At 43.6% G+C, this 25,257-nt stretch carries 21 protein-coding genes; 13 read left to right on the top strand and 8 right to left on the bottom strand.

Annotated features, from left to right (window positions below; all coding sequences use genetic code 11):
- The first annotated feature begins 26 nt into the window (after window positions 1-26).
- From ftsW to lpxC, 7 genes are all read left to right on the top strand, one after another.
- Window positions 27-1,211: a cell division protein FtsW gene (gene ftsW, locus EYW48_RS01170; protein ID WP_168523931.1), complete on the top strand. Its 1,185-nt coding sequence runs from the start codon at window positions 27-29 to the stop codon at window positions 1,209-1,211.
- Window positions 1,198-2,259, top strand: coding sequence for an undecaprenyldiphospho-muramoylpentapeptide beta-N-acetylglucosaminyltransferase (murG, locus tag EYW48_RS01165; protein WP_277431774.1), 1,062 nt, complete (start codon window positions 1,198-1,200; stop codon window positions 2,257-2,259). Before ftsW ends, murG begins: the two co-directional genes overlap by 14 nt.
- 12 nt (window positions 2,260-2,271) lie before the next feature.
- On the top strand, window positions 2,272-3,732 hold the full coding sequence (gene murC / locus EYW48_RS01160; RefSeq protein ID WP_277431773.1) for a UDP-N-acetylmuramate--L-alanine ligase: 1,461 nt from the start codon (window positions 2,272-2,274) through the stop codon (window positions 3,730-3,732).
- 183 nt (window positions 3,733-3,915) lie between these two features.
- Complete coding sequence (locus tag EYW48_RS01155) at window positions 3,916-4,698, top strand: cell division protein FtsQ/DivIB (protein WP_053310783.1); 783 nt, start codon at window positions 3,916-3,918, stop codon at window positions 4,696-4,698.
- Complete coding sequence (gene ftsA, locus EYW48_RS01150; protein ID WP_053310784.1) at window positions 4,691-5,953, top strand: cell division protein FtsA; 1,263 nt, start codon at window positions 4,691-4,693, stop codon at window positions 5,951-5,953. The genes EYW48_RS01155 and ftsA overlap by 8 nt, the downstream gene beginning before the upstream one ends.
- A 30-nt stretch (window positions 5,954-5,983) precedes the next feature.
- On the top strand, window positions 5,984-7,207 hold the full coding sequence (ftsZ, locus tag EYW48_RS01145) for a cell division protein FtsZ (protein ID WP_053310785.1): 1,224 nt from the start codon (window positions 5,984-5,986) through the stop codon (window positions 7,205-7,207).
- Between the two features lie 97 nt (window positions 7,208-7,304).
- Window positions 7,305-8,222, top strand: a complete 918-nt coding sequence (gene lpxC / locus EYW48_RS01140; protein WP_171979717.1) for a UDP-3-O-acyl-N-acetylglucosamine deacetylase — start codon at window positions 7,305-7,307, stop codon at window positions 8,220-8,222.
- Window positions 8,223-8,279: 57 nt separating this feature from the next.
- On the opposite strand, the gene EYW48_RS01135 is transcribed toward lpxC, so the two are convergent.
- Window positions 8,280-8,744 (bottom strand): DciA family protein, encoded by a 465-nt coding sequence (locus EYW48_RS01135; protein ID WP_053310787.1) that lies wholly within the window; start codon window positions 8,742-8,744, stop codon window positions 8,280-8,282.
- Window positions 8,745-9,068: 324 nt separating this feature from the next.
- On the opposite strand from EYW48_RS01135, the gene secA reads away from it, so the two are divergent.
- The 6 genes from secA to EYW48_RS01105 all read left to right on the top strand — a co-directional run bounded on the left by secA (window position 9,069) and on the right by EYW48_RS01105 (window position 19,165).
- Window positions 9,069-11,801: a preprotein translocase subunit SecA gene (secA, locus tag EYW48_RS01130; protein WP_277431772.1), complete on the top strand. Its 2,733-nt coding sequence runs from the start codon at window positions 9,069-9,071 to the stop codon at window positions 11,799-11,801.
- A 95-nt stretch (window positions 11,802-11,896) separates the two neighbouring features.
- Window positions 11,897-12,295 (top strand): 8-oxo-dGTP diphosphatase MutT, encoded by a 399-nt coding sequence (gene mutT, locus EYW48_RS01125; RefSeq protein ID WP_168521099.1) that lies wholly within the window; start codon window positions 11,897-11,899, stop codon window positions 12,293-12,295.
- Window positions 12,296-12,419: 124 nt separating this feature from the next.
- A complete protein-coding gene (gene dapB / locus EYW48_RS01120; RefSeq protein ID WP_171375415.1) occupies window positions 12,420-13,244 on the top strand; it encodes a 4-hydroxy-tetrahydrodipicolinate reductase in 825 nt (274 codons plus the stop codon).
- Between the two features lie 483 nt (window positions 13,245-13,727).
- A complete protein-coding gene (gene carA / locus EYW48_RS01115; RefSeq protein ID WP_168521101.1) occupies window positions 13,728-14,867 on the top strand; it encodes a glutamine-hydrolyzing carbamoyl-phosphate synthase small subunit in 1,140 nt (379 codons plus the stop codon).
- Window positions 14,868-14,884: 17 nt separating this feature from the next.
- Window positions 14,885-18,115 carry a carbamoyl-phosphate synthase large subunit gene (gene carB / locus EYW48_RS01110; protein ID WP_053310792.1) on the top strand — a complete coding sequence of 1,077 codons (3,231 nt, stop codon included), beginning with the start codon at window positions 14,885-14,887 and terminating at the stop codon, window positions 18,113-18,115.
- A 270-nt stretch (window positions 18,116-18,385) separates the two neighbouring features.
- A complete protein-coding gene (locus EYW48_RS01105) occupies window positions 18,386-19,165 on the top strand; it encodes a TSUP family transporter (RefSeq protein WP_171979519.1) in 780 nt (259 codons plus the stop codon).
- Here the strand turns inward: EYW48_RS01105 and EYW48_RS01100 are convergent.
- The 7 genes from EYW48_RS01100 to EYW48_RS01070 all read right to left on the bottom strand — a co-directional run bounded on the left by EYW48_RS01100 (window position 19,095) and on the right by EYW48_RS01070 (window position 25,252).
- Complete coding sequence (locus EYW48_RS01100; protein WP_168521105.1) at window positions 19,095-19,961, bottom strand: LysR family transcriptional regulator; 867 nt, start codon at window positions 19,959-19,961, stop codon at window positions 19,095-19,097. The two genes, EYW48_RS01105 and EYW48_RS01100, sit on opposite strands and share 71 nt — an antisense overlap.
- Before the next feature lie 57 nt (window positions 19,962-20,018).
- Entirely contained in the window at window positions 20,019-20,639 is a 621-nt protein-coding gene (locus EYW48_RS01095) for a TRIC cation channel family protein (protein WP_277431771.1), read from the bottom strand.
- Between the two features lie 73 nt (window positions 20,640-20,712).
- On the bottom strand, window positions 20,713-21,531 hold the full coding sequence (gene btuF, locus EYW48_RS01090; RefSeq protein ID WP_274671654.1) for a vitamin B12 ABC transporter substrate-binding protein BtuF: 819 nt from the start codon (window positions 21,529-21,531) through the stop codon (window positions 20,713-20,715).
- A gap of 7 nt (window positions 21,532-21,538) precedes the next feature.
- On the bottom strand, window positions 21,539-22,492 hold the full coding sequence (locus EYW48_RS01085) for a cobalamin biosynthesis family protein (RefSeq protein WP_053310796.1): 954 nt from the start codon (window positions 22,490-22,492) through the stop codon (window positions 21,539-21,541).
- A 17-nt stretch (window positions 22,493-22,509) separates the two neighbouring features.
- Window positions 22,510-23,205: a 5'-methylthioadenosine/S-adenosylhomocysteine nucleosidase gene (gene mtnN / locus EYW48_RS01080; protein ID WP_176312796.1), complete on the bottom strand. Its 696-nt coding sequence runs from the start codon at window positions 23,203-23,205 to the stop codon at window positions 22,510-22,512.
- Window positions 23,206-23,285: 80 nt separating this feature from the next.
- A complete protein-coding gene (locus EYW48_RS01075; protein WP_080996360.1) occupies window positions 23,286-23,711 on the bottom strand; it encodes a DUF1499 domain-containing protein in 426 nt (141 codons plus the stop codon).
- Window positions 23,712-23,839: 128 nt separating this feature from the next.
- A complete protein-coding gene (locus tag EYW48_RS01070; protein WP_053310799.1) occupies window positions 23,840-25,252 on the bottom strand; it encodes an FAD-dependent oxidoreductase in 1,413 nt (470 codons plus the stop codon).
- Window positions 25,253-25,257: the final 5 nt, after the last annotated feature.

Here is a 25,257-nt window from a genome sequence, read left to right as displayed (position 1 = left end):
GGGCTTGCATTTTGGCTTTTTCAACCATGTTCACGACGACTCGCCATTGGTTCAGGAGCAGTTCTCCTGAAGCTTTGTTCGACCGTCAGTTGGTGTGGATTGCTTTAGGCTTAATGTTAACTGGCCTTGTAATGGTCACGTCCGCGTCTTTTCCAATTAGTTCACGTCTTACCGAACAACCTTTTCACTTTATGTTTCGGCATGCCATTTTCCTAATGTTGGCGCTTTTAACCTCTTCGGTTGTGTTACAAATACCGATGAAACGTTGGATGCAATACAGCTCTGTCCTGCTTGGCCTCTCTTTTTTGCTGCTTATCGTGGTGTTGCTCGCGGGTAAATCGGTTAACGGAGCATCTCGTTGGATACCACTTGGGCTATTCAATCTACAGCCTGCCGAGGTCGCCAAATTATCATTGTTTATTTTCATGTCCGGGTACTTGGTTCGTAAACACGATGAGGTAAGGCAGACCTTTTTTGGTGGGTTTATGAAACCAATCATGGTGTTTGGTACGTTAGCCGCTTTGTTACTTGGCCAGCCAGATTTAGGTACCGTTGTCGTCATGTTGGTGACCTTATTCGGTATGTTGTTTATTGCTGGTGCCAAATTATCGCAATTCATTGCGTTAATGGTGGCGGGGGTTATGGCGGTGATCGGGTTGATTGCCGCAGAGCCTTACCGTATTCGTCGCGTCACCTCTTTTTTGGACCCATGGGAAGACCCATTCGGCAGTGGTTATCAGCTAACGCAATCTTTGATGGCATTCGGCCGTGGAGAATGGTTTGGTCAGGGGCTTGGTAACTCCATTCAAAAACTAGAGTATCTACCAGAAGCACACACTGACTTCGTTTTTGCGGTACTGGCTGAAGAGCTTGGCTTTGTTGGCGTTGTTTTGGTGCTATTACTGATTTTCAGTCTGGTATTAAAAGCGGTGCTTATTGGTAAGAAAGCTTTTGAGCATGATCAGCAATTTGGTGGCTATTTAGCCTTTGGTATCGGCATTTGGTTTGCCTTTCAAACCCTAGTCAATGTCGGTGCTGCTGCGGGTATGGTACCCACTAAAGGATTAACTCTACCTTTGATCAGTTATGGTGGTTCAAGTTTAATTATTATGTCGGTTGCCGTCGCAATCTTGCTTAGAATCGATCATGAATGTCGACTTAAAGATCACAATTTAGTCTCTACAGATAAAGAATCCAATGACAAACAATAAACGTTTAATGGTGATGGCTGGTGGAACGGGAGGGCATGTATTCCCCGGGCTGGCTGTAGCCAAACAACTTCAACAGCAAGGTTGGGAAATTCGTTGGTTAGGTACAGCAGATCGTATGGAAGCGGATCTCGTACCTAAGCATGGTATTGAAATTGATTTTATCAAAGTGAAAGGGTTACGTGGGCAAGGTGTACTGCGTTTACTAAAAGCACCTTTTCAAATCATCAATGCGATTTTTCAGGCACGTAGTTACATCAAAAAATGGCAACCGGATGCAGTACTTGGAATGGGTGGATATGTCAGTGGCCCTGGCGGTGTTGCTGCGTGGTCACTGGGGGTTCCTGTTGTACTACATGAACAAAATGCGGTAGCTGGTTTAACCAACCAATGGCTGTCTAAAATTGCCAAACGAGTTTTTCAAGCCTTTCCCGGTGCATTTGCTAATGCCGAAGTTGTCGGTAACCCAGTAAGAGGAGATGTTGCAAACCTTCCTGCTCCAGAAACGCGTTTCTTAAATAGAGATGAGCCGATTCGAATTTTAGTGATGGGTGGTAGTCAAGGTGCGCAGATACTGAATCGCTCGATGCCTGAAGTCATGGCTAAGCTTGGTGATGGCTATCAAATATGCCACCAAGCTGGCAAGAATAATCAACAAGCTGTTGAGCAAGTTTATCGTGAACTGCAAGTCAACAATGCCCATGTCACCGAGTTTATTGATGACGTTGCTGGTGCCTATGAATGGGCTGATCTGCTAGTCTGTCGTTCAGGGGCATTAACCGTTTCTGAAGTATCTGCAGCCGGTGTTGGCGCTATTTTTATTCCATTCATGCATAAAGATAGACAACAAGCACTCAATGCTGATCACCTAGTGGCTTGTGGTGCAGCAAAAATGATCGAGCAGCCTCAACTAACTATTGATGGCCTTACTGCTCAAATTGCCGAGTTAGATCGCAACCAATTATTGGCTATGGCGATACAAGCACGCGCAGCTGCACAGCTTAATGCTGATAAAGTCGTCGCAGACGCCATCATTGCACTTACCCAATAACGAGACCTTTTCATGACCATTAAACATACTCAAGATTTAGCTCAAATCCGCGCTATGGTGCCAGAGATGCGCCGTGTTAAGTGTATCCATTTTGTTGGTATTGGCGGTGCTGGCATGAGTGGTATTGCTGAAGTACTACTTAACGAAGGTTATCAAATTACCGGTTCTGACATGGCGTCTAATCCAGTGACGGAACGGTTAGAGAGTAAGGGGGCAACGATTTTTTTCGGCCACCAAGCCAGTAATATTGAACAGGCGAGCGTTGTTGTGGTGTCTACGGCGATCAATGAGCAAAATCCTGAACTCAAAGCTGCTCGAGAATTGCGTATTCCTGTGGTCCGTCGAGCTGAAATGCTCGCTGAATTGATGCGTTTTCGTCATGGTATTGCCGTGGCGGGTACGCATGGTAAAACCACGACCACAGCATTAGTAACTCAAATTTATTCTGAAGCAGGGCTTGACCCAACGTTCGTTAATGGCGGGCTGGTGAAAAGTGCAGGTACCAATGCTCGTTTAGGCTCTAGCCGTATTTTGATTGCAGAAGCTGATGAAAGTGATGCTTCATTTCTTCATTTGCAACCCATGGTGAGCATTGTTACCAACATTGAAGCTGACCATATGGACACTTATGGTGGTGATTTCGAGACACTGAAGCAAACCTTTATCGATTTTCTACACAACTTACCGTTTTATGGCCAGGCTATTGTGTGTATCGATGATCCGGTCGTTCGTGAACTTATCCCTAGAATCAGCCGCCAAGTGATTACGTACGGTTTTTCTGAAGATGCTGATGTGCGCATTGAAAACTATCATCAAAAAGGTCAACAAGGTAAGTTTACGGTAGTGCGTAAAGGCAAGGCCAATCTTGATATCACCCTTAATATACCAGGTCGACACAACGCCTTGAATGCGGCTGCAGCTATTGCGGTTGCAACCGAAGATGATATCAGTGATGGTGCGATTTTAACCGCCATGGCGAACACCGAAGGTACTGGTCGTCGATTTGATCATTTGGGCGAATTTGAAACCGGTAATGGTTGCGCGATGTTAGTCGATGATTATGGCCATCACCCAACGGAAGTAGACGTTACCATTAAGGCTGCGCGCAGTGGTTGGCAAGATAAGCGCTTAGTGATGATCTTCCAACCGCATCGCTATAGTCGTACCCGAGATTTATACGATGATTTTGCCAATGTCCTTGAGCAGGTAGATGTGTTGCTGATGTTGGATGTTTACTCTGCAGGTGAAAAACCAATCGCAGGCGCTGATGGTCGATCATTATGTCGAACTATCCGTAGTCGAGGCAAAATTGACCCAATTTTTGTACCTGACAGCAAAACCTTACCATCGGTTCTCGCTAATGTATTGCAAGATGGTGACTTGGTATTGACTCAAGGGGCTGGCGATGTCGGCAAAGTAGCTAAACAGCTAGCTACACTTGAGCTAAATATCAATAAAATGCAGAAACTTTAATTTATACAGCTTATTGGTGTATCAATATTGACTAAGATGGTATCAAGTCCAGATTTCTTGCTTTCAATGTTTGATACTTTTAGCTACCTCAGTATAATCCGAAGGTTAAAGTCAGTGCTTTTTACCTCTATTGCTAACTAAATAGGGCATGAGATTGCGATTTGAAAACAGGAACATCAGGCTTTGTTAATCAGTATATTCAATGAAAGCCAGCGTGTATCCCGTTCATCACTAGTGAAACAACATGCATTGGGCGGTGTTTTTTTTCTAGTGGTGTTGTTGTTGATTGGTTCTCTTATCTATTCAACATTAAGTTGGATGTGGGATGGCCAGCGATTACCGCTATCAAAAATTGTCTTACAAGGTGAGTTGCAATACGTATCTTCACTAGATGTTCAGCGTGCTCTTGCTAAGTTAGATCATATCGGTACTTTCATGTCACAAGATATTGATGTGCTGCAGTCGAGTGTTAAGGCAATCCCTTGGGTCGCCCATGCCTCAATCCGCAAGCAATGGCCTGATACCGTTAAGGTGTTTTTAACTGAATATCAAGCAACGGCGATCTGGAATGGTAATTCCTTATTAGACGAGCAGGGCACTGTATTCAATGGTGATATTGGTCAACTTAAAGGCGATAGAGTTAAGCTTTATGGCCCTGAAGGAAGTAACCAAGAAGTCTTGGATGTATGGAATAAAACGAACCCTAAATTTCAATCATTAGGGTTAAATATATCTTCACTGGTTCTTAATGAACGCCGAGCTTGGCAAATCATTTTAGATAATGGTATTCGTTTAGAGCTAGGTAAAGAGTCATTAGATGAGCGTATCGCTCGTTTTGTTTCTCTGTATAAGAATTTAGGTAGAAAAGCTGACCAAGTCAGCTATATCGACCTCAGGTATGATACGGGAGCCGCTGTAGGCTGGTTCCCTGAACAAGCGTTAGCACAAGAGAGTACAGATGACTAAGACCGCTGATGACAACATTATTGTTGGTCTTGATATAGGCACTGCAACCGTATCAGCTCTAGTCGGTGAAATACTGCCTGACGGTCAAATTAATATTATTGGCGCTGGAACGAGCCCATCTCGCGGGATGGATAAAGGCGGAGTTAACGATCTTGAATCGGTGGTTAAATCTGTCCAAAGAGCGGTTGATCAAGCTGAATTAATGGCCGAATGCCAAATTAGCACTGTGTTTTTATCTTTATCAGGGAAACATATTGCGAGCCGTATTGAAAAAGGCATGGGAACTATTTCTGATGAAGAAGTTTCTCAAGAAGACATGGATCGAGCGATTCATACGGCAAAGTCTATAAAAATTGGGGAAGAGCAAAGAATATTGCACGTGATTCCTCAAGAATTTACGATTGATTACCAAGAGGGGATTAAAAACCCGCTTGGTTTATCTGGTGTACGCATGGAAGTGAGCGTCCATCTTATTTCTTGCCACAATGATATGGCGAGAAATATTATTAAAGCGGTAGAACGTTGTGGCTTGAAAGTTGAGCAACTTGTTTATTCCGGTTTAGCGGCAAGTAATGCTGTGATCACTGAAGATGAACGAGAACTTGGTGTTTGCGTGGTCGATATTGGCGCAGGGACTATGGATATTGCCATCTGGACAGGTGGAGCTTTGCGACATACTGAAGTGTTTTCATACGCAGGAAACGCAGTAACCAGTGATATTGCTTTTGCTTTTGGCACGCCAGTCAGTGATGCTGAAGAAATTAAAGTGAAATATGGCTGTGCGCTGAGTGAGCTGGTGAGCAAGGATGATACGGTTAACGTCCCGAGTGTTGGTGGCAGACCGTCAAGAAGTTTGCAAAGGCAAACCTTGTCGGAAGTGATAGAGCCCCGCTACACTGAATTAATGGGGTTAGTTAACCAAACTATCGATACCGTCCAAGATAATTTGCGTAAAAATGGTATAAAACATCATTTAGCTGCTGGTGTGGTTTTAACTGGTGGTGCAGCACAAATTGAAGGATTGGTAGAATGTGCGGAACGTGTTTTCCGCAACCAAGTTCGAGTAGGCAAACCTCTAGAGGTTAGTGGCCTCACTGATTACGTAAAAGAGCCGTATCATTCTACGGCAGTTGGTTTACTTCATTACGCAAAAGATAGTCAAATTAATGATGACACTGAATACAGCGAACCTAAACGCCAATCAATGTCGGGCTTAATTGGTCGTTTGCGTAACTGGATACAAAAAGAGTTTTAACCTTAGTTGCAGGGAAAACGGAGATAACACATGTTTGAACCGATGATGGAAATGTCTGACGATGCTGTAATTAAAGTCGTTGGAGTTGGTGGTGGTGGCGGTAACGCTGTTGAACACATGGTGCGTGAGTCCATCGAAGGCGTGGAATTCATCAGTGTCAATACCGATGCGCAAGCACTTCGTAAAACAAGCGTAAGCAGTGTCATTCAAATTGGTGGTGATATCACTAAAGGTTTGGGTGCTGGTGCGAATCCGCAAGTTGGACGTGATGCAGCTCTTGAAGACCGAGAAAGAATTAAAGAAGTTCTGACTGGTGCCGATATGGTGTTTATCGCAGCTGGTATGGGCGGTGGTACCGGTACTGGTGCAGCTCCTGTTATTGCAGAAGTAGCAAAAGAACTTGGTATTCTTACGGTTGCTGTTGTGACTAAACCTTTTAGCTTTGAAGGGAAAAAACGCTTAGCTTTTGCTGAGCAAGGAATTGAAGAGTTATCTAAGCATGTTGATTCTCTGATTACCATTCCCAATGAAAAGCTACTTAAAGTATTAGGTCGTGGCATCACCTTACTTGAAGCTTTTGCTAGCGCGAACGACGTACTTAAAAATGCCGTCCAAGGTATTGCTGAGCTAATTACTCGCCCTGGTATGATTAACGTCGACTTTGCTGATGTACGCACAGTGATGTCTGAAATGGGTCATGCCATGATGGGTAGCGGAGTGGCAAAAGGTGAAGACCGCGCAGAAGAAGCGGCAGAGATGGCAATTTCTAGCCCTCTTTTGGAAGATATTGACCTTGCTGGTGCTCGTGGTGTGCTTGTTAACATTACTGCTGGTTTGGATATGCGCCTAGATGAATTCGAAACAGTGGGTAATACTGTTAAAGCATTCGCTTCTGATAACGCTACGGTTGTTATAGGCACATCATTAGATCCTGATATGGCGGATGAAATTCGCGTGACCGTTGTCGCAACTGGTATTGGTACTGAGAAAAAACCAGATATTACGCTTGTGGCTGGCGGTAAAGCGAAAGTGGCACCAACGGTTCAGACGCAACAAATGGCTCAGCAACCAGCGGCCAAAGTTGAAGAAAAAGCGGCACAGCCTTTGCAAGAAAAAGTTGAGGTAAAACCGCAATCAGCATCGTCGTCAACGGTTTCATCTTCTTCTGGTGCAGGACAAAGTACAGCACCAAAAGCAGAGAAAGAAAGTGGGTACCTAGATATCCCAGCATTTTTACGTCGTCAGGCTGATTAAAAATTAGACATAATTTGACACTGTTCAAAATTATGGTAGCATTCGCGGTCGGTACTTAACTGACCGTGTTTTGTAGCACTGACATAGAGGCAAGTAGATGATCAGACAACGTACTCTGAAAGAAATAGTGAAAACAACTGGGGTGGGCCTTCACTCTGGTCGTAAAGTCACATTAACGCTTCGACCTGCCGCTGCAAATACGGGAATTATTTACCGCCGTACTGACGTAAATCCTCCTGTTGATTTCCCTGCTGACCCTGAATCTGTTCGTGACACTATGCTGTGTACAGCATTGGTTAATGATCAAGGTATCCGTATTTCTACTGTTGAGCACCTAAATGCGGCGCTTGCAGGCATGGGTATTGATAATGTCATTATCGAAGTTGATGCGCCTGAAATTCCGATCATGGATGGCAGTGCAAGTCCATTTGTGTACTTGTTGCAGCAAGCTGGTATTGAAACGTTAAATGCGCCGAAGCGTTTTATTCGTATTAAAAAGCCTGTGCGATTTGAAGACGGAGATAAGTGGGCAGAGTTAGTGCCTCACAACGGCTTCAGAATGGATTTTGAAATTGAATTCCAACACCCAGCGATTGATTCTGATGAACAACGCATGGTGTTTGATTTTTCTTCACAAGGTTTTGTGAAAGAGATTTCAAGAGCCCGTACTTTTGGCTTTATGCGTGATATCGAATATTTGCAATCACAAAACCTTTGTTTAGGTGGTAGTTTTGATTGCGCGATCGTGTTGGATGAGTACCGAATCCTTAATGAAGAAGGTCTTCGTTTTGCAAATGAATTCGTTACGCATAAAGTACTTGATGCTATCGGTGACCTTTATATGTGTGGTCATGCAATCATTGGTGAATTCCGTGCCTATAAATCAGGTCATGGGCTCAATAACCAATTACTGCGCGCCGTTCTGGCTGACCAAGAAGCGTGGGAATGGGCGACTTTCGAAGAAGAAGTTGGCTCTCCAGTAGCTTTCGCGGAACCAAATATGGTTCTTGCGTAATAGAACGAATCAATAAAAAGCCAGACAGATGTCTGGCTTTTTTTGTATCCATTGCTTCTACTTATTATTTTTTTGTTTAGCCAACTTAGCGATATTTTCTAAACGTTTTTTGATTTTTGGTGGTGCATGGTCAGCAACCATCAACAACACTTGAGCTGCATTTTCAGAAAGTGGTGGTCTGGCAATGACCTCTTTCTCATCTTTTTTTCCTCGATTACGATATAACCCAGGATTAATCTTTAGCTCAATGCTGACTAACTTTGCAAAACCTTGAGAGCGTAATTGATTAAGCAAGTATAGGCGGTCATATTCCAATTTCATTTTAATTGCTGCACTCGCCACTTCCACAATCAGATGTCCACCACGTACATTTGCCGCACGTACATGATCTGCAGTGCCTTTAGGTAATAAAGTTTGCAATACTTTATTTAAGGCAATGATCTCGCTGGCATGTTCTTGAATTTTACGCAGTGATGAATCGCTGATCAGCTCTTTTGTTAAAGTGGGGCGATGATCGCGCATAGTCTCTACCTCTTAATACAACTCTTTCATTCTATGGCTATGGGCTAGAAGTGTATAGCAACAACGCCATTTTGTTGTTCAAGTACTGTTCAAAACTCGATAAAAATTATGTGCGCTTCAAACAAATAGTTTTGATATTGGTTGTTGTGACAAAAAATCCTTAAACTATGCGCCACATAATCATTTAATGCCTTGAAAATATACCTTACCGCCACAATGTCTGTGATACATGATTTATCTCAGTATCCTTAGTTCAAAACTGGTAGAGACTGACGGCATTAAGAGTAGATCGAAAGCGATCTAAGAAAGAGAGATTCCTAACACATGATAACTAAGCTACTGACAAAGGTAATTGGCAGTCGCAATGACCGAACACTGCGCCGCCTTAGAAAAATTGTAAAAGAGATCAACAGCTACGAACCGACTTTTGAAACACTGACCGATGAAGAATTAAAAGCTAAAACGGTTGAGTTTCGTCAGCGCTTGGAACAGGGTGAAACCCTAGACCAATTGCTTCCTGAGGCATTTGCCACAGTACGTGAAGCTTCTAAGCGTGTATATGGTATGCGCCATTTCGACGTTCAGTTAATTGGTGGCATGGTATTGAATGCTGGCCAAATCGCAGAAATGCGTACGGGTGAAGGTAAAACATTAACCGCAACTTTACCTGCTTATCTAAATGCATTGCCAAGTAAAGGTGTGCATATCGTAACGGTCAATGATTACTTAGCCAAACGTGACGCAGAAACCAACCGTCCGTTATTTGAATTTCTTGGCATGACAGTTGGCATTAATGTGCCGAACATGCCACCTCAAGAAAAGAAAGTCGCTTACCAAGCTGATATTCTTTACGGAACCAATAATGAATTTGGTTTCGATTATCTGCGTGACAACATGGCATTTCGTAAAGAAGACCGTGTACAACGTGAGCGCTTCTTTGCTGTTGTCGATGAAGTGGACTCGATTCTTATTGATGAAGCTCGTACACCGCTAATAATTTCAGGCCCTGCAGAAGATAGCTCTGAACTCTATATCCGTATTAACACGCTCATCCCGTTACTACAGAAGCAGGATAAAGAAGATTCTGAAGAATATCGTGGTGACGGTCACTACACCGTTGATGAAAAATCTAAGCAGGTACACCTAACCGAAACAGGCCAAGAATTCGTAGAAGAATTGATGGTTAAAAATGGTTTGATGGAAGAGGGAGACACGCTTTACTCACCAACTAACATCAGTTTGTTGCATCACGTCAACGCGGCGCTACGTGCCCATGTGCTATTTGAAAAGAATGTCGACTACATCGTCAATGACGATGGTGAAGTGGTCATCGTTGATGAGCATACTGGCCGTACTATGCCTGGGCGTCGTTGGTCTGAAGGTTTACACCAAGCAGTAGAAGCAAAAGAAGGCGTTAAAATCCAAAACGAGAACCAAACTCTCGCATCGATTACCTTCCAGAACTTCTTCCGCCTATACAACAAATTGTCAGGTATGACGGGTACTGCGGATACTGAAGCATTCGAATTCCAATCGATTTATGGTTTAGAAACGGTTGTTATCCCGACCAATAAACCTATGGTGCGTAATGACATGCCCGATGTGGTGTATCGTACTGAAGCTGAGAAATTTGCTGCGATCATTGAAGATATCAAAGACCGCGTCGAAAAAGGTCAACCAACCTTGGTGGGTACCGTTTCGATTGAAAAATCAGAGTTGCTCTCTAATGCTCTGAAAAAAGCCAAAGTTAAACATAATGTATTGAATGCTAAATTCCACGAGAAAGAAGCGGAAATTGTCGCGCAAGCGGGTACACCAAGTGCTGTGACCATTGCTACAAACATGGCTGGTCGTGGTACGGATATTGTTCTGGGTGGCAGTTGGCAGGCTCAAATAGAGCAGTTAGATAACCCAACACAAGAACAAATTGATGCTATTAAAGCAGAATGGAAAATCGTTCACGATCAAGTATTAGCGTCGGGTGGTTTACATATTATTGGTACTGAACGTCATGAATCTCGCCGTATTGATAACCAGTTACGTGGCCGTTCTGGTCGTCAGGGGGATGCGGGTTCATCGCGTTTCTACCTTTCAATGGAAGACTCTCTACTGAGAATTTTCACCTCAGATCGCATGGCAAGTTTGATCCAAAGTGGTATGGATGAAGGTGAAGCGATTGAAAGTAAGATGCTGTCGCGCTCCATTGAAAAAGCACAACGAAAAGTGGAAGGTCGTAACTTTGATATTCGTAAACAGCTTCTTGAATACGATGATGTTGCGAACGACCAACGTAAAGTGGTTTACGAGTTACGTGATGAACTGATGGATGCTGATGATATCAGTGACATGATTGAGTTAAACCGCCAAGACGTCTTTACTTCAGTGATCAGCGAATACATTCCACCTCAATCTTTAGAAGATATGTGGGATATTACCGGATTAGAAGAGCGTCTGAAAAACGACTTTGATTTAACGCTTCCAATTCAAGCTTGGCTCGATGCCGACGACAAATTGTATGAAGAAGCGCTACGCGAGCGAATTCTTGAAGAAGCCGTTAATGTTTATCGTGCTAAAGAAGAAACCGTTGGTGCGTCAGTACTTCGTAATTTCGAAAAATCCGTAATGCTGCAAACGCTCGATACCTTGTGGAAAGAGCACTTAGCTGCAATGGATCACTTGCGTCAAGGTATTCATTTACGCGGTTATGCACAAAAGAACCCGAAACAAGAGTACAAGCGTGAGTCATTTGAACTGTTTGAAGATATGTTGGACTCTTTGAAGACTGATGTGATCACTATTTTGTCGAAAGTACGTGTGCAGCAGCAAGAAGAAGTTGAACGTATGGAAGCTCAGCGTCAAGCGCAAGCTGAAGAAGCCGCGCGTCGCCAGCAGTTTCAGCATCAAAATGCTGAAAATCCATTAGCCGAAGGTAGTGATGAAACGGATGAGCATGCTCACCAACCTATGGTGCGCGAAGAGCGCAAAGTTGGTCGTAATGAACCTTGCCCTTGTGGTAGCGGTAAAAAGTACAAACAGTGCCATGGGCAAATAGGTTAATCACTATTTATTGAGTAAAGAGTCGCTTAAGCGGCTCTTTTTTTAACTAAATATTCTTTAACCTACTGTGAGGTTAGAGCTAAATTGGAGTTAATATGAAACGTGTGCATATTGTTGCTGCTATTATTTTTAATGCCGATAAATCAGAAGTTTATATTACAAAGCGACCAGAACATTTACATAAAGGTGGGTACTGGGAATTCCCAGGAGGCAAGCTGGAAGTTGGTGAAACGGTAGAGCAAGCGATTACTCGTGAGCTCAATGAGGAGATCGGTATTGATGTTACCGAACAATCACCTTACCAATACTTAGAGTTTGACTATGCAGATAAAGCCTTAAAGTTTGATTTTATATGTGTGACTCAATTTAACCATCAACCCTATGGCAAAGAAGGTCAGCAAGGTCAGTGGGTACCTGTTGCACACCTGACTGACTACGCTTTTCCTGAGGCGAATCGACCGATATTGGAGCGAGTGGTAAAAGAGTTTGCCTAAGTATTTTGAACAAAATTTATCGTCCAACGGTCAACACGCCCTAGCCACCGCGATTAATTGTTGATAGTTTAAAGAAACACCTTGAATGTATAAAACGATATCAGTTTAGGTTGATAGCGTAACAATGGAGAAAAACGCAATGGTGAGAATTGCGATTGCAGGAGCTGCGGGCAGAATGGGCCGCAACCTAGTTAAAGCCACTTATCAAAACCCAAATGCTCAAGTGGGGGCTGGTTCTGAACGTCCAGAATCGTCGCTGGTCGGTGTCGATATCGGTGAATTATGTGGTGAAGGTCGATTTGATATCGCTTTAGTCGATAATCTACAAAATGCGATTGATCACTTTGATGTGATTATCGATTTTACTGCTCCTGTAAGCACATTAGCGAATATTGAACTGTGTAAAAAACACGGTAAAAAATTGGTGATTGGCACGACTGGTTTTTCTGAAGCAGAAAAAGCGATCATCGAGTCAGCAGCGCAACAGATCTCAATTGTTATGGCTCCCAACTACAGTGTTGGCGTGAACCTCGTCTTTAAGTTGCTTGAAAAGGCCGCGAGAGTGATGGGTGATTACTGTGACATTGAGATTGTCGAAGCTCACCATCGCCATAAAGTGGATGCCCCTTCAGGAACCGCAATCGGTATGGGAGAAGCAATTGCTGGAGCGATGGGTAATAAATTAAGTGATGTCGCCGTGTATGCTCGTGAAGGCATTACTGGTGAGCGAAGTAAAGATGAAATTGGCTTTGCCACGATTCGCGCTGGTGACATTGTTGGTGAACATACGGCAATGTTTGCCGATATTGGTGAGCGTGTTGAGATTACTCACAAAGCGACAGATCGCATGACATTTGCCAATGGTGCCGTTAAAGCTGCTGTTTGGTTAAATGATAAACCAGCTGGCTTTTATAGCATGACGGATGTATTGGGTTTGAACGATCTTTAATTACATAATTATGCGCCAGTAAATACTGGCGCATCTGTTTTTCTCACTAATCTCCCTCTTTAGTTATCTTCCTGTATATCTTCGTTAATTCACACTTTAATGTACTATTTCTCTTTGTTTGGGTTGTTTTCTGTCTTAACCTTCCAAAAGTTTACTGCTTTTTGCTTTAAGTAACGTTTGCGTCTGTTTGTTTTGAATGGCTTGCTTTGAAATTACGTTGTCGATTGATATAGTGGTGTTTATTGAAACCTTTTTTGCGTTTTGATGAGTTAAATGTGCTTTTTTAATGGTTTGATGGCTCTTTTGGTGTGTAAGGCTTTAAATGTAAGTTTTATTTGTTATCAAATGTTGACAGGAATCACAGCGATCTTTAGAATACCGCCAATTTGTCTAAATCACCCTATAGCGCTACCTTATGGCGAAAAGGAAGGCAGATTTGCAGTTTAATTTATTTTTTTTGCATTTTTATTCCTGGAGGTTGTCTTGAGTAAATCAGCACTGTTAGTCCTAGAAGATGGGACGGTGTTCCACGGTGTATCCATTGGAGCTGATGGAACGTCTGTCGGTGAAGTTGTTTTTAATACCTCGATGACGGGGTACCAAGAAATCCTCACTGATCCTTCTTATTCTCAACAAATCGTTACTCTCACTTATCCTCACATAGGCAATACCGGAACCAATTCCGAAGACGAAGAATCTTCTTCCATTCATGCACAAGGCCTTGTGATTCGCGATCTCCCTCTTATCGCTTCTAACTTCCGTAATGAAAAATCCCTTTCCGATTACCTGAAATCACAAAATATCGTCGGCATTGCTGATATCGATACTCGTAAGCTAACTCGTATTTTGCGTGAGAAAGGTGCACAGAATGGCTGCATTATGGCAGGTGATCGCTTAGATCAAGCATTGGCGCTAACGAAAGCGAAAGAATTCCCTGGCTTAAAAGGAATGGATCTTGCGAAAGAGGTTACAACAAAAGAAGCGTATCAATGGAAACAAGGTTCGTGGACGCTTGAAGGTGGGCTTCCAGAAGCGAAAGATGACAGTGAATTGCCATATCACGTTGTTGCCTACGATTTCGGAGCAAAGCGCAACATCTTACGCATGTTGGTTGACCGAGGCTGCCGCTTAACTGTTGTACCAGCTCAAACTTCAGCTGAAGAAGTTCTTGCGCTAAAACCAGATGGTGTCTTTTTATCAAACGGCCCTGGTGACCCAGAACCATGTACTTATGCGATTGAAGCGACCAAAGTATTCTTAGACAAAGAATTACCGGTCTTTGGTATTTGTCTAGGACACCAAATTTTGGCATTAGCTTCTGGTGCAAAAACAGTAAAAATGAAGTTCGGCCATCATGGTGCGAACCACCCGGTCAAAGATTTAGATCGCAATGTAGTGATGATTACATCACAAAACCACGGTTTTGCTGCGGACGAAGCGACGTTGCCTGAAAACCTTCGAGCGACACATAAGTCACTCTTTGATGGCTCATTACAAGGCATTCATCGCACGGATAAACCAGCATTTAGCTTTCAAGGTCACCCTGAAGCAAGTCCTGGCCCACATGATGCAGCCCCGCTTTTCGATCACTTTATCGAACTAATCAAAAAACACAGCGCTTAATTTCGGAGTAGTAGACAATGCCAAAACGTACTGACATTAAAAGTATTCTAATTCTAGGTGCTGGCCCGATTGTTATCGGTCAGGCATGTGAATTTGACTACTCAGGCGCTCAAGCCTGTAAAGCGCTGCGCGAAGAGGGTTATCGAGTTATTTTGGTTAACTCAAACCCTGCCACTATTATGACTGACCCAGAGATGGCCGATGCAACTTACATCGAGCCAATTCATTGGGAAGTGGTACGCAAGATTATTGAAAAAGAACGTCCAGATGCTGTATTGCCAACTATGGGTGGTCAAACGGCGCTTAACTGTGCACTTGATTTAGAAAAGCACGGTGTGCTTGCTGAGTTCGGTGTTGAAATGATTGGCGCAACGGCTGATGCGATTGATAAAGCAGAAGACCGTTCACGTTTTGATAAGGCAATGAAATCTATCGGTTTAGCCTGTCCTCGTGCCGATACAGCAAAAACGATGGAAGAAGCTTATCGCGTTCAAGAAATGGTCGGCTTCCCTTGTATCATTCGTCCATCTTTTACTATGGGTGGTACCGGTGGTGGTATTGCGTATAACAAAGAAGAGTTCGAAGAAATTTGTCGTCGTGGTCTTGATCTTTCTCCAACCAATGAACTCCTTATTGATGAGTCTTTGATTGGTTGGAAAGAATATGAAATGGAAGTCGTTCGCGATAAAGCGGACAACTGTATCATTGTTTGTGCGATTGAAAACTTTGACCCAATGGGCATCCATACGGGTGATTCAATCACAGTGGCACCGGCGCAAACGCTAACCGACAAAGAATATCAATTGATGCGTAATGCATCGCTAGCAGTATTGCGTGAAATCGGCGTTGAAACGGGCGGTTCAAACGTACAGTTTGGTATCAATCCGAAAGATGGCCGTATGGTCATCATCGAAATGAACCCGCGTGTATCTCGCTCTTCTGCTCTAGCGTCTAAAGCAACAGGTTTCCCTATTGCTAAAGTCGCAGCGAAACTGGCGGTTGGTTTTACCTTAGATGAGCTAATGAACGACATCACAGGTGGCGCGACTCCGGCTTCGTTTGAACCAACGATTGACTACGTTGTTACCAAGATCCCTCGTTTTAACTTCGAGAAATTTGCTGGTGCTAATGACCGCTTGACGACACAGATGAAGTCGGTGGGTGAGGTTATGGCCATTGGTCGTAACCAACAAGAGTCATTACAAAAAGCATTGCGTGGTTTAGAAATCGGTGTAAACGGTTTAGATGAAATGGTTGATCTAGACGCACCAGATGCGCTGACTACTATTCGTCATGAGCTAAAAGAAGCGGGCGCAGAACGTATTTGGTACATTGCTGATGCATTCCGCGCCGGTTTGTCAGTCGATGGTGTATTTAACCTAACCAACATCGACCGTTGGTTCCTTGTGCAAATCGAAGAATTAGTCAAGATGGAACAAGAGGTTAAAGCGGGTGGTTTTGCGGGCTTGAACGCTGATGTTCTTCGCAAAATGAAACGCAAAGGCTTCTCTGACGCGCGTCTTTCAACCTTACTTGGTGTTTCGGAAAGCGAAATTCGTCGTATGCGTGACCAACATGATATTCATCCAGTTTACAAACGTGTGGATACTTGTGCGGCAGAATTCTCATCTGACACGGCTTATATGTATTCTTCTTATGATGAAGAGTGTGAAGCACAACCAACCGATAAAGACAAAATCATGGTACTTGGTGGTGGTCCTAACCGTATTGGCCAAGGCATTGAATTTGACTACTGTTGTGTACACGCTTCTCTTGCACTGCGTGAAGACGGTTACGAAACCATTATGGTTAACTGTAACCCTGAAACGGTTTCAACGGATTACGACACATCGGATCGTCTCTACTTTGAACCAGTAACATTAGAAGATGTACTTTCTATCGTACGCGTAGAAAAACCAAAAGGCGTGATTGTGCAATACGGTGGTCAAACACCATTGAAATTGGCTCGCGCACTTGAAGCTGCTGGTGTGCCTATCATTGGTACAAGCCCTGACGCTATTGACCGCGCAGAAGACCGTGAGCGTTTTCAACAAGCTGTTGACCGTTTAGGTTTGCTTCAGCCAGAAAACGCAACCGTAACGACTATGGAGCAAGCGATTGAAAAATCGAAAGATATCGGTTTCCCTCTCGTGGTTCGCCCCTCTTATGTTCTCGGTGGTCGTGCGATGGAAATCGTCTATGACGAACAAGATTTACGTCGCTACTTCAACGAAGCGGTTAGCGTTTCGAATGAATCACCAGTACTGCTTGACCGTTTCCTAGATGATGCAGTGGAAGTCGATATCGATGCTATCTGTGATGGTGAGCGCGTTGTGATTGGCGGTATCATGGAGCACATCGAACAAGCGGGTGTTCACTCTGGTGACTCAGCATGTTCTCTTCCAGCTTACACGTTAAGCCAAGAAATCCAAGATGTGATGCGCGAGCAAGTTGAAAAACTGGCGTTTGAATTGGGTGTTCGTGGCCTAATGAATACACAGTTTGCGGTTAAAGATAACGAAGTTTACTTAATTGAAGTTAACCCTCGTGCTGCTCGTACTGTACCGTTTGTTTCAAAAGCAACGGGCGCCCCACTGGCAAAAATTGCAGCGCGTGTAATGGCTGGCCAATCTCTAGAGTCGCAAGGCTTCACCAAAGAGATTATCCCACCTTACTACTCGGTAAAAGAAGTGGTACTACCGTTTAATAAATTCCCAGGTGTTGACCCACTGTTAGGCCCAGAAATGCGCTCAACAGGTGAAGTGATGGGTGTTGGTGCAACGTTTGCTGAAGCATACGCTAAAGCAGAGCTTGGTTGTGGGAATGTTTACCCTGAAGGTGGTCGCGCATTGCTATCGGTTCGTGAAGGTGACAAACAACGAGTAGTTGATTTGGCTTCTAAGCTGGTTAAATTGGGTTACCAACTCGATGCAACTCATGGTACTGCGGTCATTTTGGGCGAAGCTGGTATTAATCCACGCTTAGTCAACAAGGTTCATGAAGGTCGCCCTCATATTCTTGACCGAATCAAGAATAATGAATACACCTATATCATCAATACCGCCGCAGGTCGCCAAGCAATTGAAGACTCTAAAGTTCTACGTCGTGGCGCATTGGCTGAGAAAGTGAACTACACCACAACTCTGAACGCTGCTTTTGCAACCTGTATGTCTCATACGGCAGATGCAAAATCATCAGTGACATCAGTTCAAGAGTTGCACGCACAAGTTAAAGCTAACTTAGCTTAAGCTAGCTAAAAAAATAATAAATCAGTAGTTCTCAGAGCTACATGACAACCTCATTGCCCGCTAAATTAAGCGGGCTTTTTTTGTTTAAGAGAACTCCCCCAAAACAACTTCAAGGAGGAAGGGCATATCACTTTAGTTAGGTTGTTTAGTACATTGTGAGTATTAATTTAATTGATGAATATTTGGAATGAATTGAAGGCGTGAGTTTCTCTTTTAGCAACGATTGTTCAGTGTTAGCGTGAGCAAAATAACGCAGCGATTAAGGATTAAATGGATATTTCAATTGAGGTTTTAGGACTGCTTTTTTTGGTTGCCAGCGCTGCTGGTTTCATTGATGCAATGGCGGGAGGTGGTGGGTTATTAACGCTACCTGCTTTATTGGCGGCGGGTGTGCCTCCAGCTCAAGCTCTTGCAACCAATAAACTACAAAGCTCCTTTGGTAGTTTTTCAGCAACTTGGTATTTTGTGCGTAATGGCATGGTAAGCCTGAAAGAGATGAAACTTGCAATAGCTTGCACTTTTATTGGTTCAGCTTGTGGTGCAGAGTTGGTTCAGCATATTGATGCTAGTTTACTAACCAGTTTAATTCCTATTCTTCTTATTAGCATTTCGCTGTATTTTTTGTTGGCTCCACAAACGAAAGCGGTTCAGGGTAATCCCCGGCTGTCAGAAGGGCTTTTTGCTTTTTTTATCGGTGGTGGTGTAGGCTTTTATGATGGTTTTTTTGGCCCCGGTACCGGTTCTATTTTCACGGTTTGTTTTGTTGTGCTTGGTCACTTTTCATTAGTTGAAGCGACGGCAAGAACTAAGGTACTAAACTTCACCTCTAACATCGCGGCGTTACTATTCTTCTTGATTGCGGGATTACCTATTTGGGAAATTGGTTTAGTGATGGCTGTCGGTGGTTTTATCGGTGCGAGAATGGGAGCTAAAGTGGTTGTCACAAAAGGGCAGAAATGGATTCGTCCGTTGGTTATTGTTATGTCAATGCTGATGGCAGCGAAACTTCTTTGGCAACAGCATCCGCAATGGTTTCAATCAATTTTTTAATCCTTGGTGAGCGATAACTACTGCTACGCAAACAAATATGGATGGGGCGGACAAGCGCCTGTAATTGGTCGAAATCAAAACAATATTGTGGCTTGATATTGAGTGTTTTAATTACGGATAAGGGGACTAGTGCTGGCGTCATTCCCCCTAATGCTAATTGTGCTGAAGCCGTGTATGAGTCCATTTCCATCAAGGGCGTGATTGACAATTTGGCTAGTATATCAAGCTGATAAGTATTTGCAGGGTTTGACAAATCATTAGTGACTAATTGTGTTGGTAAGCTCGTTAGTGGCGTTTGGCTGACGATATAAAAGGGCTCATCGGCTAGGTGGAAAGCCATTAATCCATGATTAGCTGGTAAGTAACCTGCACAGAACCCAAGTGTTGCTTTTCCTGATTGAACATGTTGCACAATTCTCGGTGTGTGGTTGGTCGTGATAGTTATGAATTTATCTTGCTGTAGATAGCGGCCCATTGCCACATTTAGGTAACCAGCGACCAAGGTTTCTGAACAGTCGAGTTTGATTAAGGTATCATCAGTCAGTGCTTGCTGATCGAAGATTAAACCACATAACTCATTGAAGCTTGGACCAATACTCTCAACTAGAGCCAGTGCGTCGGTGGTCAGTTTTATCTGCCGCCCATCAGGCTCAATAAGTTTCTTCCCAAGCCTCTTTTCTAAATTAGCAATACGCTTACTCACCGCAGATTGGCTAATATAGAGCAAACTGCCGGTTCGGCTCATGGTTTTTTCTTTGCTTAACATAAGCAAGGTTTCGATACCTTCAAGCAGCATAATTAAAGAGCATTGGGAATAGGTGAGCCTACTCTACACTATTATTTCGAGCTGAGGTTACTTATTAAGCGCAAATGTGGGCAGTGACAAATGCCAACGAATTGCACCTAATCGAATGATGAGCGTTGAAAATACTCCAGCGATAAAAGCGCTTGAATTATCATAGCCCATCGCCAGTGCAGTTGTATGAAATAGGCCGCCAATAATGCATGCTGTGGCGTATACTTCACTGCGTAATACCATCGGGATTTCGCGAGCTAATACATCGCGAATAATGCCACCACCACAACCAGTAATGACTCCCATGATGACAGCAACGATGGCTGAATCTTGATAAAGCATTGCTTTTTCTACACCGATCCCAACAAAGACCGCCAAACCAATAGCATCACAGACAGGTAATATCCACCAAGCAACTCGCTTAGGTCGACGAACTAACAACATGGTGAGTACGCAGGTGATAAAAATAACCCAAAGGTAAGTGGTGTCTTTTATCCAAAAAACGGGAGTAGCCCCGAGCGCCATATCACGGATAGTGCCGCCACCAATGGCGGTAACACTGGCTAATACAACGACACCAAAGGGATCCATTTTTAGTCGGCCAGCAAGTAATACACCTGAAATGGCAAAGATAGCCGTACCAAATAAATCAATCAAGTAGAGCAACACGGAGTCCATTTTACTAGGTTCTCTTTATAGTTAATGGAACAGAATTTGGGCTCGAATTGTACGAGATTTTAGCGTGTTAGTGCTAGCGTTTTTGCCGGATGTGTGCGAAGTGATCACATACTTCTTCAATTGCATTCAATGTGCGAGGAGTTGGCCGATTTAACCAATCTGAAGTTAAAGACCAAACAAAGTCATGTTGAACGGCGAATAATTGTTGCTGCCATTTTGACCACATATGACCGTTTTTGATCGCATGTTCAGAAGTAAATATAGCGTCGGGGTTAGCGAGTAATACTTGTTCAATGCCCACTTGAGGATAGGGCGATGGACTATCGGCAAAAATATTCTCACCACCGCAGAAACGAAAGACTTCGCTAGGCCAGCTGTCTTGCGCCAGTGTGATGATCGGTTTTTCACTGAGTTGATAAAAATAACGAACTTTAGAACCAGTATGGTAGCGTTGTTTGAATATCGCTAAGGATTGTCGAAAGTTGTGCGCCGCATTTTTCCCTATTTGTGGATTATCGGCGTATTGACTGAGTTGCTCGATATTAGTGGCGATATCTTCTAAGGTTTTGGTTTCTGTTGAGTAAATGGTTAGCCCTAGCTGTTTCAGTTTTGCTATCTCTTTAGCGGGGTTGCCAGAAGGCCAAACGATCACTAAATCTGGTTGTAGTTTTAGAATGCGTTCTAGATTAATACCTTGATAATTTGCTACTTTTTCTAATTTTTTCGCTTGAGGTGGATAGTCGCTGTATTCACTAACAGCAACCAGTTTATCACCAAGGCCAGCGGCAAAAGCTAGCTCTGTCGCGTGAGGTGCTAAGCTGATAATGCGTTCTACTTGAGCTTGAACTGGGTTGATAATCCCAGCGAATAGAAGACAAAGGAAGGTCAATATGCGCAATTTATAGCCCTTGATTAATCATGAGGAGTAGAGCGCTTTCTAGCACCAGCCAAGCAAAAATTCGCCACGCGAGCAGTTTTTGTAATTGAGATAAATGAATAGCAGCAGGTGCGACGCGCCCCCCAATTTTAACTCGGATAGCTTTTTTCTCACCGTAAATGGCTGGCCCACCAAGTGACAATTCTAATTTGTTGCCGACGGCGGTTAATAGCCATCCTGGACCCGGCAAAGGCCAGACTTTACTTTGCTGTATCATGGCCGTAAACGTGGTCAATGCTTTATCACCGATGACGATCAACACACTAAATAAGCGCAAAGGAATGAAATCTAGCATAGCGAGCAAGCGTATTACCGGTAAACCAAATGGGTGAAACCTTTGGCGAGAAGGCGACCATGCTCTCGCGAGTTCAGCCACTAGGCGATACATTAATGCTCCAGTTGCGCCTAAGCATGCATACCAAAATAGAACACCGATAACATTGCGGCCATAGCCCATGATGATCGTCTCTGCCCCCGCTTTTCCTAATCCTAGCGGTGATAAACTTTCTGTCGTTCTATTAACAAAAGGTGCGAGTAAGCGTCGTGCTAGTTTTTTATCTTCTTTGGCTAAAGCGTTAATCAGTTGGTTCGCAAGTTGTTCTTGGCTGCGCCAATCAAAAGCCAACAGAAGAATGGCTAAATCAAAAAGTTGAGGTTGCCAAACCAGAGGTTTGAGGGCAATCAGAATGGCCAGTGCTGGCAAGCACATCAGCAGCAAGGCTAGCGTACCGGAGATTACACTTTGCGAGTAACTGTTATTGGTATTGACTTTATCGGCGAGTATTTCAGCAAATTTGTGCCATAAAGTTACTGGGTGCGCGTTACGAGGGATGGGCAAAATGAGATGAAATACAATCGCTCCCCACATAACGAGGAGCGAACCATTGGCATAAAACGGCTTCAACATCTCTTCCATGATGATCGTCGCTTGGCTTACTTAAGAAGCTCAACCATTTTGATCACCATTTCAGAGGAGCTTTGCGCTGCAAGTGGCAAGAACTCATCAAATGACATTGGCGATGCTTTATCTGCTACGTCTGAAATCGCGCGAACGACGACAAAAGGAACATTGAACTGATGACAGGTTTGAGCGACCGCTGATGCTTCCATTTCGACCGCGATGACACTTGGGAAATGTTGGCGGATAAAGGCTTGGCGTTCAGCAGTACAGACAAAAGCATCTCCGGTACAAATAAGACCACGCACCGCGTGTTTATCTTCCATTTGGGTCAGTGCTTTTTCAGCAATGTTCATCAGCGTTTCATCGGCTTTAAAAGCGGCAGGTTGCCCAGCCATTTGGCCCATCTCATAGCCAAAAGCGGTGACATCTGCATCGTGGTGGCGAACTTCGCTAGAAATAACCACATCACCCATTGTTAAGCTCGCATCAAAGCCACCCGCAGAGCCGGTATTAATCACAACATCTGGTTGGTATTCTTCAAGTAAAATCGTTGTGCCAATAGCTGCCGCTACTTTACCAATTCCAGATTGAAGAAGTACGACATCCACCCCATGGATTTGACCGATAAAGTAAGTGCAACCAGCTTTACTTACTTGTTGCACATTGTTAATTGCGTTTTTTAAAATCGCGACTTCTTGTTCCATCGCGCCAATGATGCCGATTTTCATGAGGATTCTCTTATTCGGTTAATAATAAAAATTGGCTGAAGTTTAACATGAAACTTTCCACTAGAGCGATAAGGTACTTTTTATTCGAGTAGTCCGGCTTTGGTTAAGTTTTCTCTGAGTAGTTCAACTCGCTTGCGGTTAACGCCCATATCCGAATAGCCAATGCGTGATTCAGAACGAACGATTAATCGTCGCTTATCAATTTTTAATTCAAGATCATCAACAAAGCGCATTATACGGCTAGTATATTCAATGCGTAGATAGTTATCTTCTTTGCTTGCGGTTTTAGAACGTGGAATAGAAAGGGCAACAGCTTCAATTTGATCTAAAGAAACGCCAGCTTTGAGGATGAAGGGCGAAACCGAGAAAGCATTGCGATCATCTTGAGTGGATACACAATTGGGTTTATCGCCGCAAGGTGTTGCTGTGCGGTCGGTCATGGTGGTAACTCCTTGACTGCATGCTGTTAATGTTGAAAACAGTAATAGACTAAATAGTAAACGCATCTTTTTCCCTATGGTATTTATTTTATAGGTTAAGCAAAAGGATTCACTTTTGTGTGAATCCTTTATTTACTTGAAACGGTATAATTGTTGATTGTGCTTTTTTGTATTGGGTTTTTAGTAGTTAAGACTTAAAGCTCTAAGTAATCAAGTATTCCTTCAGCAGCTTTACGGCCTTCATCAATGGCGGTGACGACTAAATCAGAGCCGCGAACCGCATCACCACCAGCGAAGATTTTTTCATTGCTAGTTTGGTATTGGAAGGACTGCACTGAAGGCGCTTTAATTCTTCCCCACTGATCAAGATCAACACCAAATGGTTCAAGCCAAGGCATAGCATGAGGTTGGAAGCCAAAAGCCATGATTACCGCATCGGCAGCGAGTACGTGTTCACTACCTGCTACTGGTTCTGGGCGACAACGTCCTGCTTCATCAGCTGCTCCTAAAGCTGTTTTAACCACTTTTACCCCGGTCACTTGACCAGTGGCATTGGTTTCAATGCCCAGCGGTTGAAGGTTGAACATAAATTCAACGCCTTCTTCTTTCGCATTTTTTACTTCACGGCGAGAGCCTGGCATGTTCTCTTCATCTCGGCGATAAGCACAAATGACTTGATCCGCATTTTGGCGAATTGAGGTTCGAACACAGTCCATAGCCGTATCACCACCGCCTAAAACGACGACTTTTTTATGGGCCATATCAATGAAAGGTTGCTCGGATTCCAGTCCCATCACTTTATATGTATTAGACACTAAAAAGGGGAGAGCATCGTAAACGCCTTCGGCTTCTTCGTTGGCAAGGCCTGCGCGCATATTTTGATAAGTGCCAACGCCAAGAAATACCGCGTCGTAATCATCAACTAAGCTTTGCAGCTCAATATCTTTGCCTACTTCAACATTGAGTTGGAATTCAACGCCCATTTCACTAAAGATGCGACGGCGATTTTCCATTACGCCTTTTTCCAATTTAAAAGATGGAATACCGAAGGTGAGCAAGCCGCCGATCTCTGGATATCGATCGAACACAACGGGTTTGACTCCATTGCGCACTAAAACATCCGCCGCTGCCAAACCGGCTGGTCCTGCACCAATAATCGCGACTTTTTTATCTGTCCACTCGACATTTGACATGTCAGGTTTCCAGCCCATTTCAAAGGCTTTATCGGTAATGTATTTTTCAATATTACCAATCGTTACTGCGCCAAAGTCATTGTTGAGTGTACAAGAACCTTCACATAAACGATCTTGAGGGCATACTCGGCCACACACTTCTGGCAAGCTGTTGGTTTGATGAGAAAGCTCTGCCGCTTCAATAATTCGCCCTTCATTGGCGAGTTTTAACCACTGTGGAATATAGTTATGTACTGGGCATTTCCACTCACAGTACGGGTTACCACAATCTAAACAGCGGTCAGCTTGGGCGGTTGCTTGCTGCTTAGTGAATGGTTCGTAGATCTCGACAAACTCAATTTTACGAATAGTGATCGGCTTCTTTGCCGGGTCAACTCGACTCACATCAATAAATTGGTATACGTTCTGGCTCATAAATC

Origin of the sequence: Vibrio sp. 1180_3 (assembly GCF_029478545.1) — a bacterium.
Lineage (GTDB): Bacteria > Pseudomonadota > Gammaproteobacteria > Enterobacterales > Vibrionaceae > Vibrio > Vibrio aestuarianus.
Note: the sequence above shows the minus strand (reverse complement) of the source record. Positions and strands in the feature narration are given on the sequence as shown.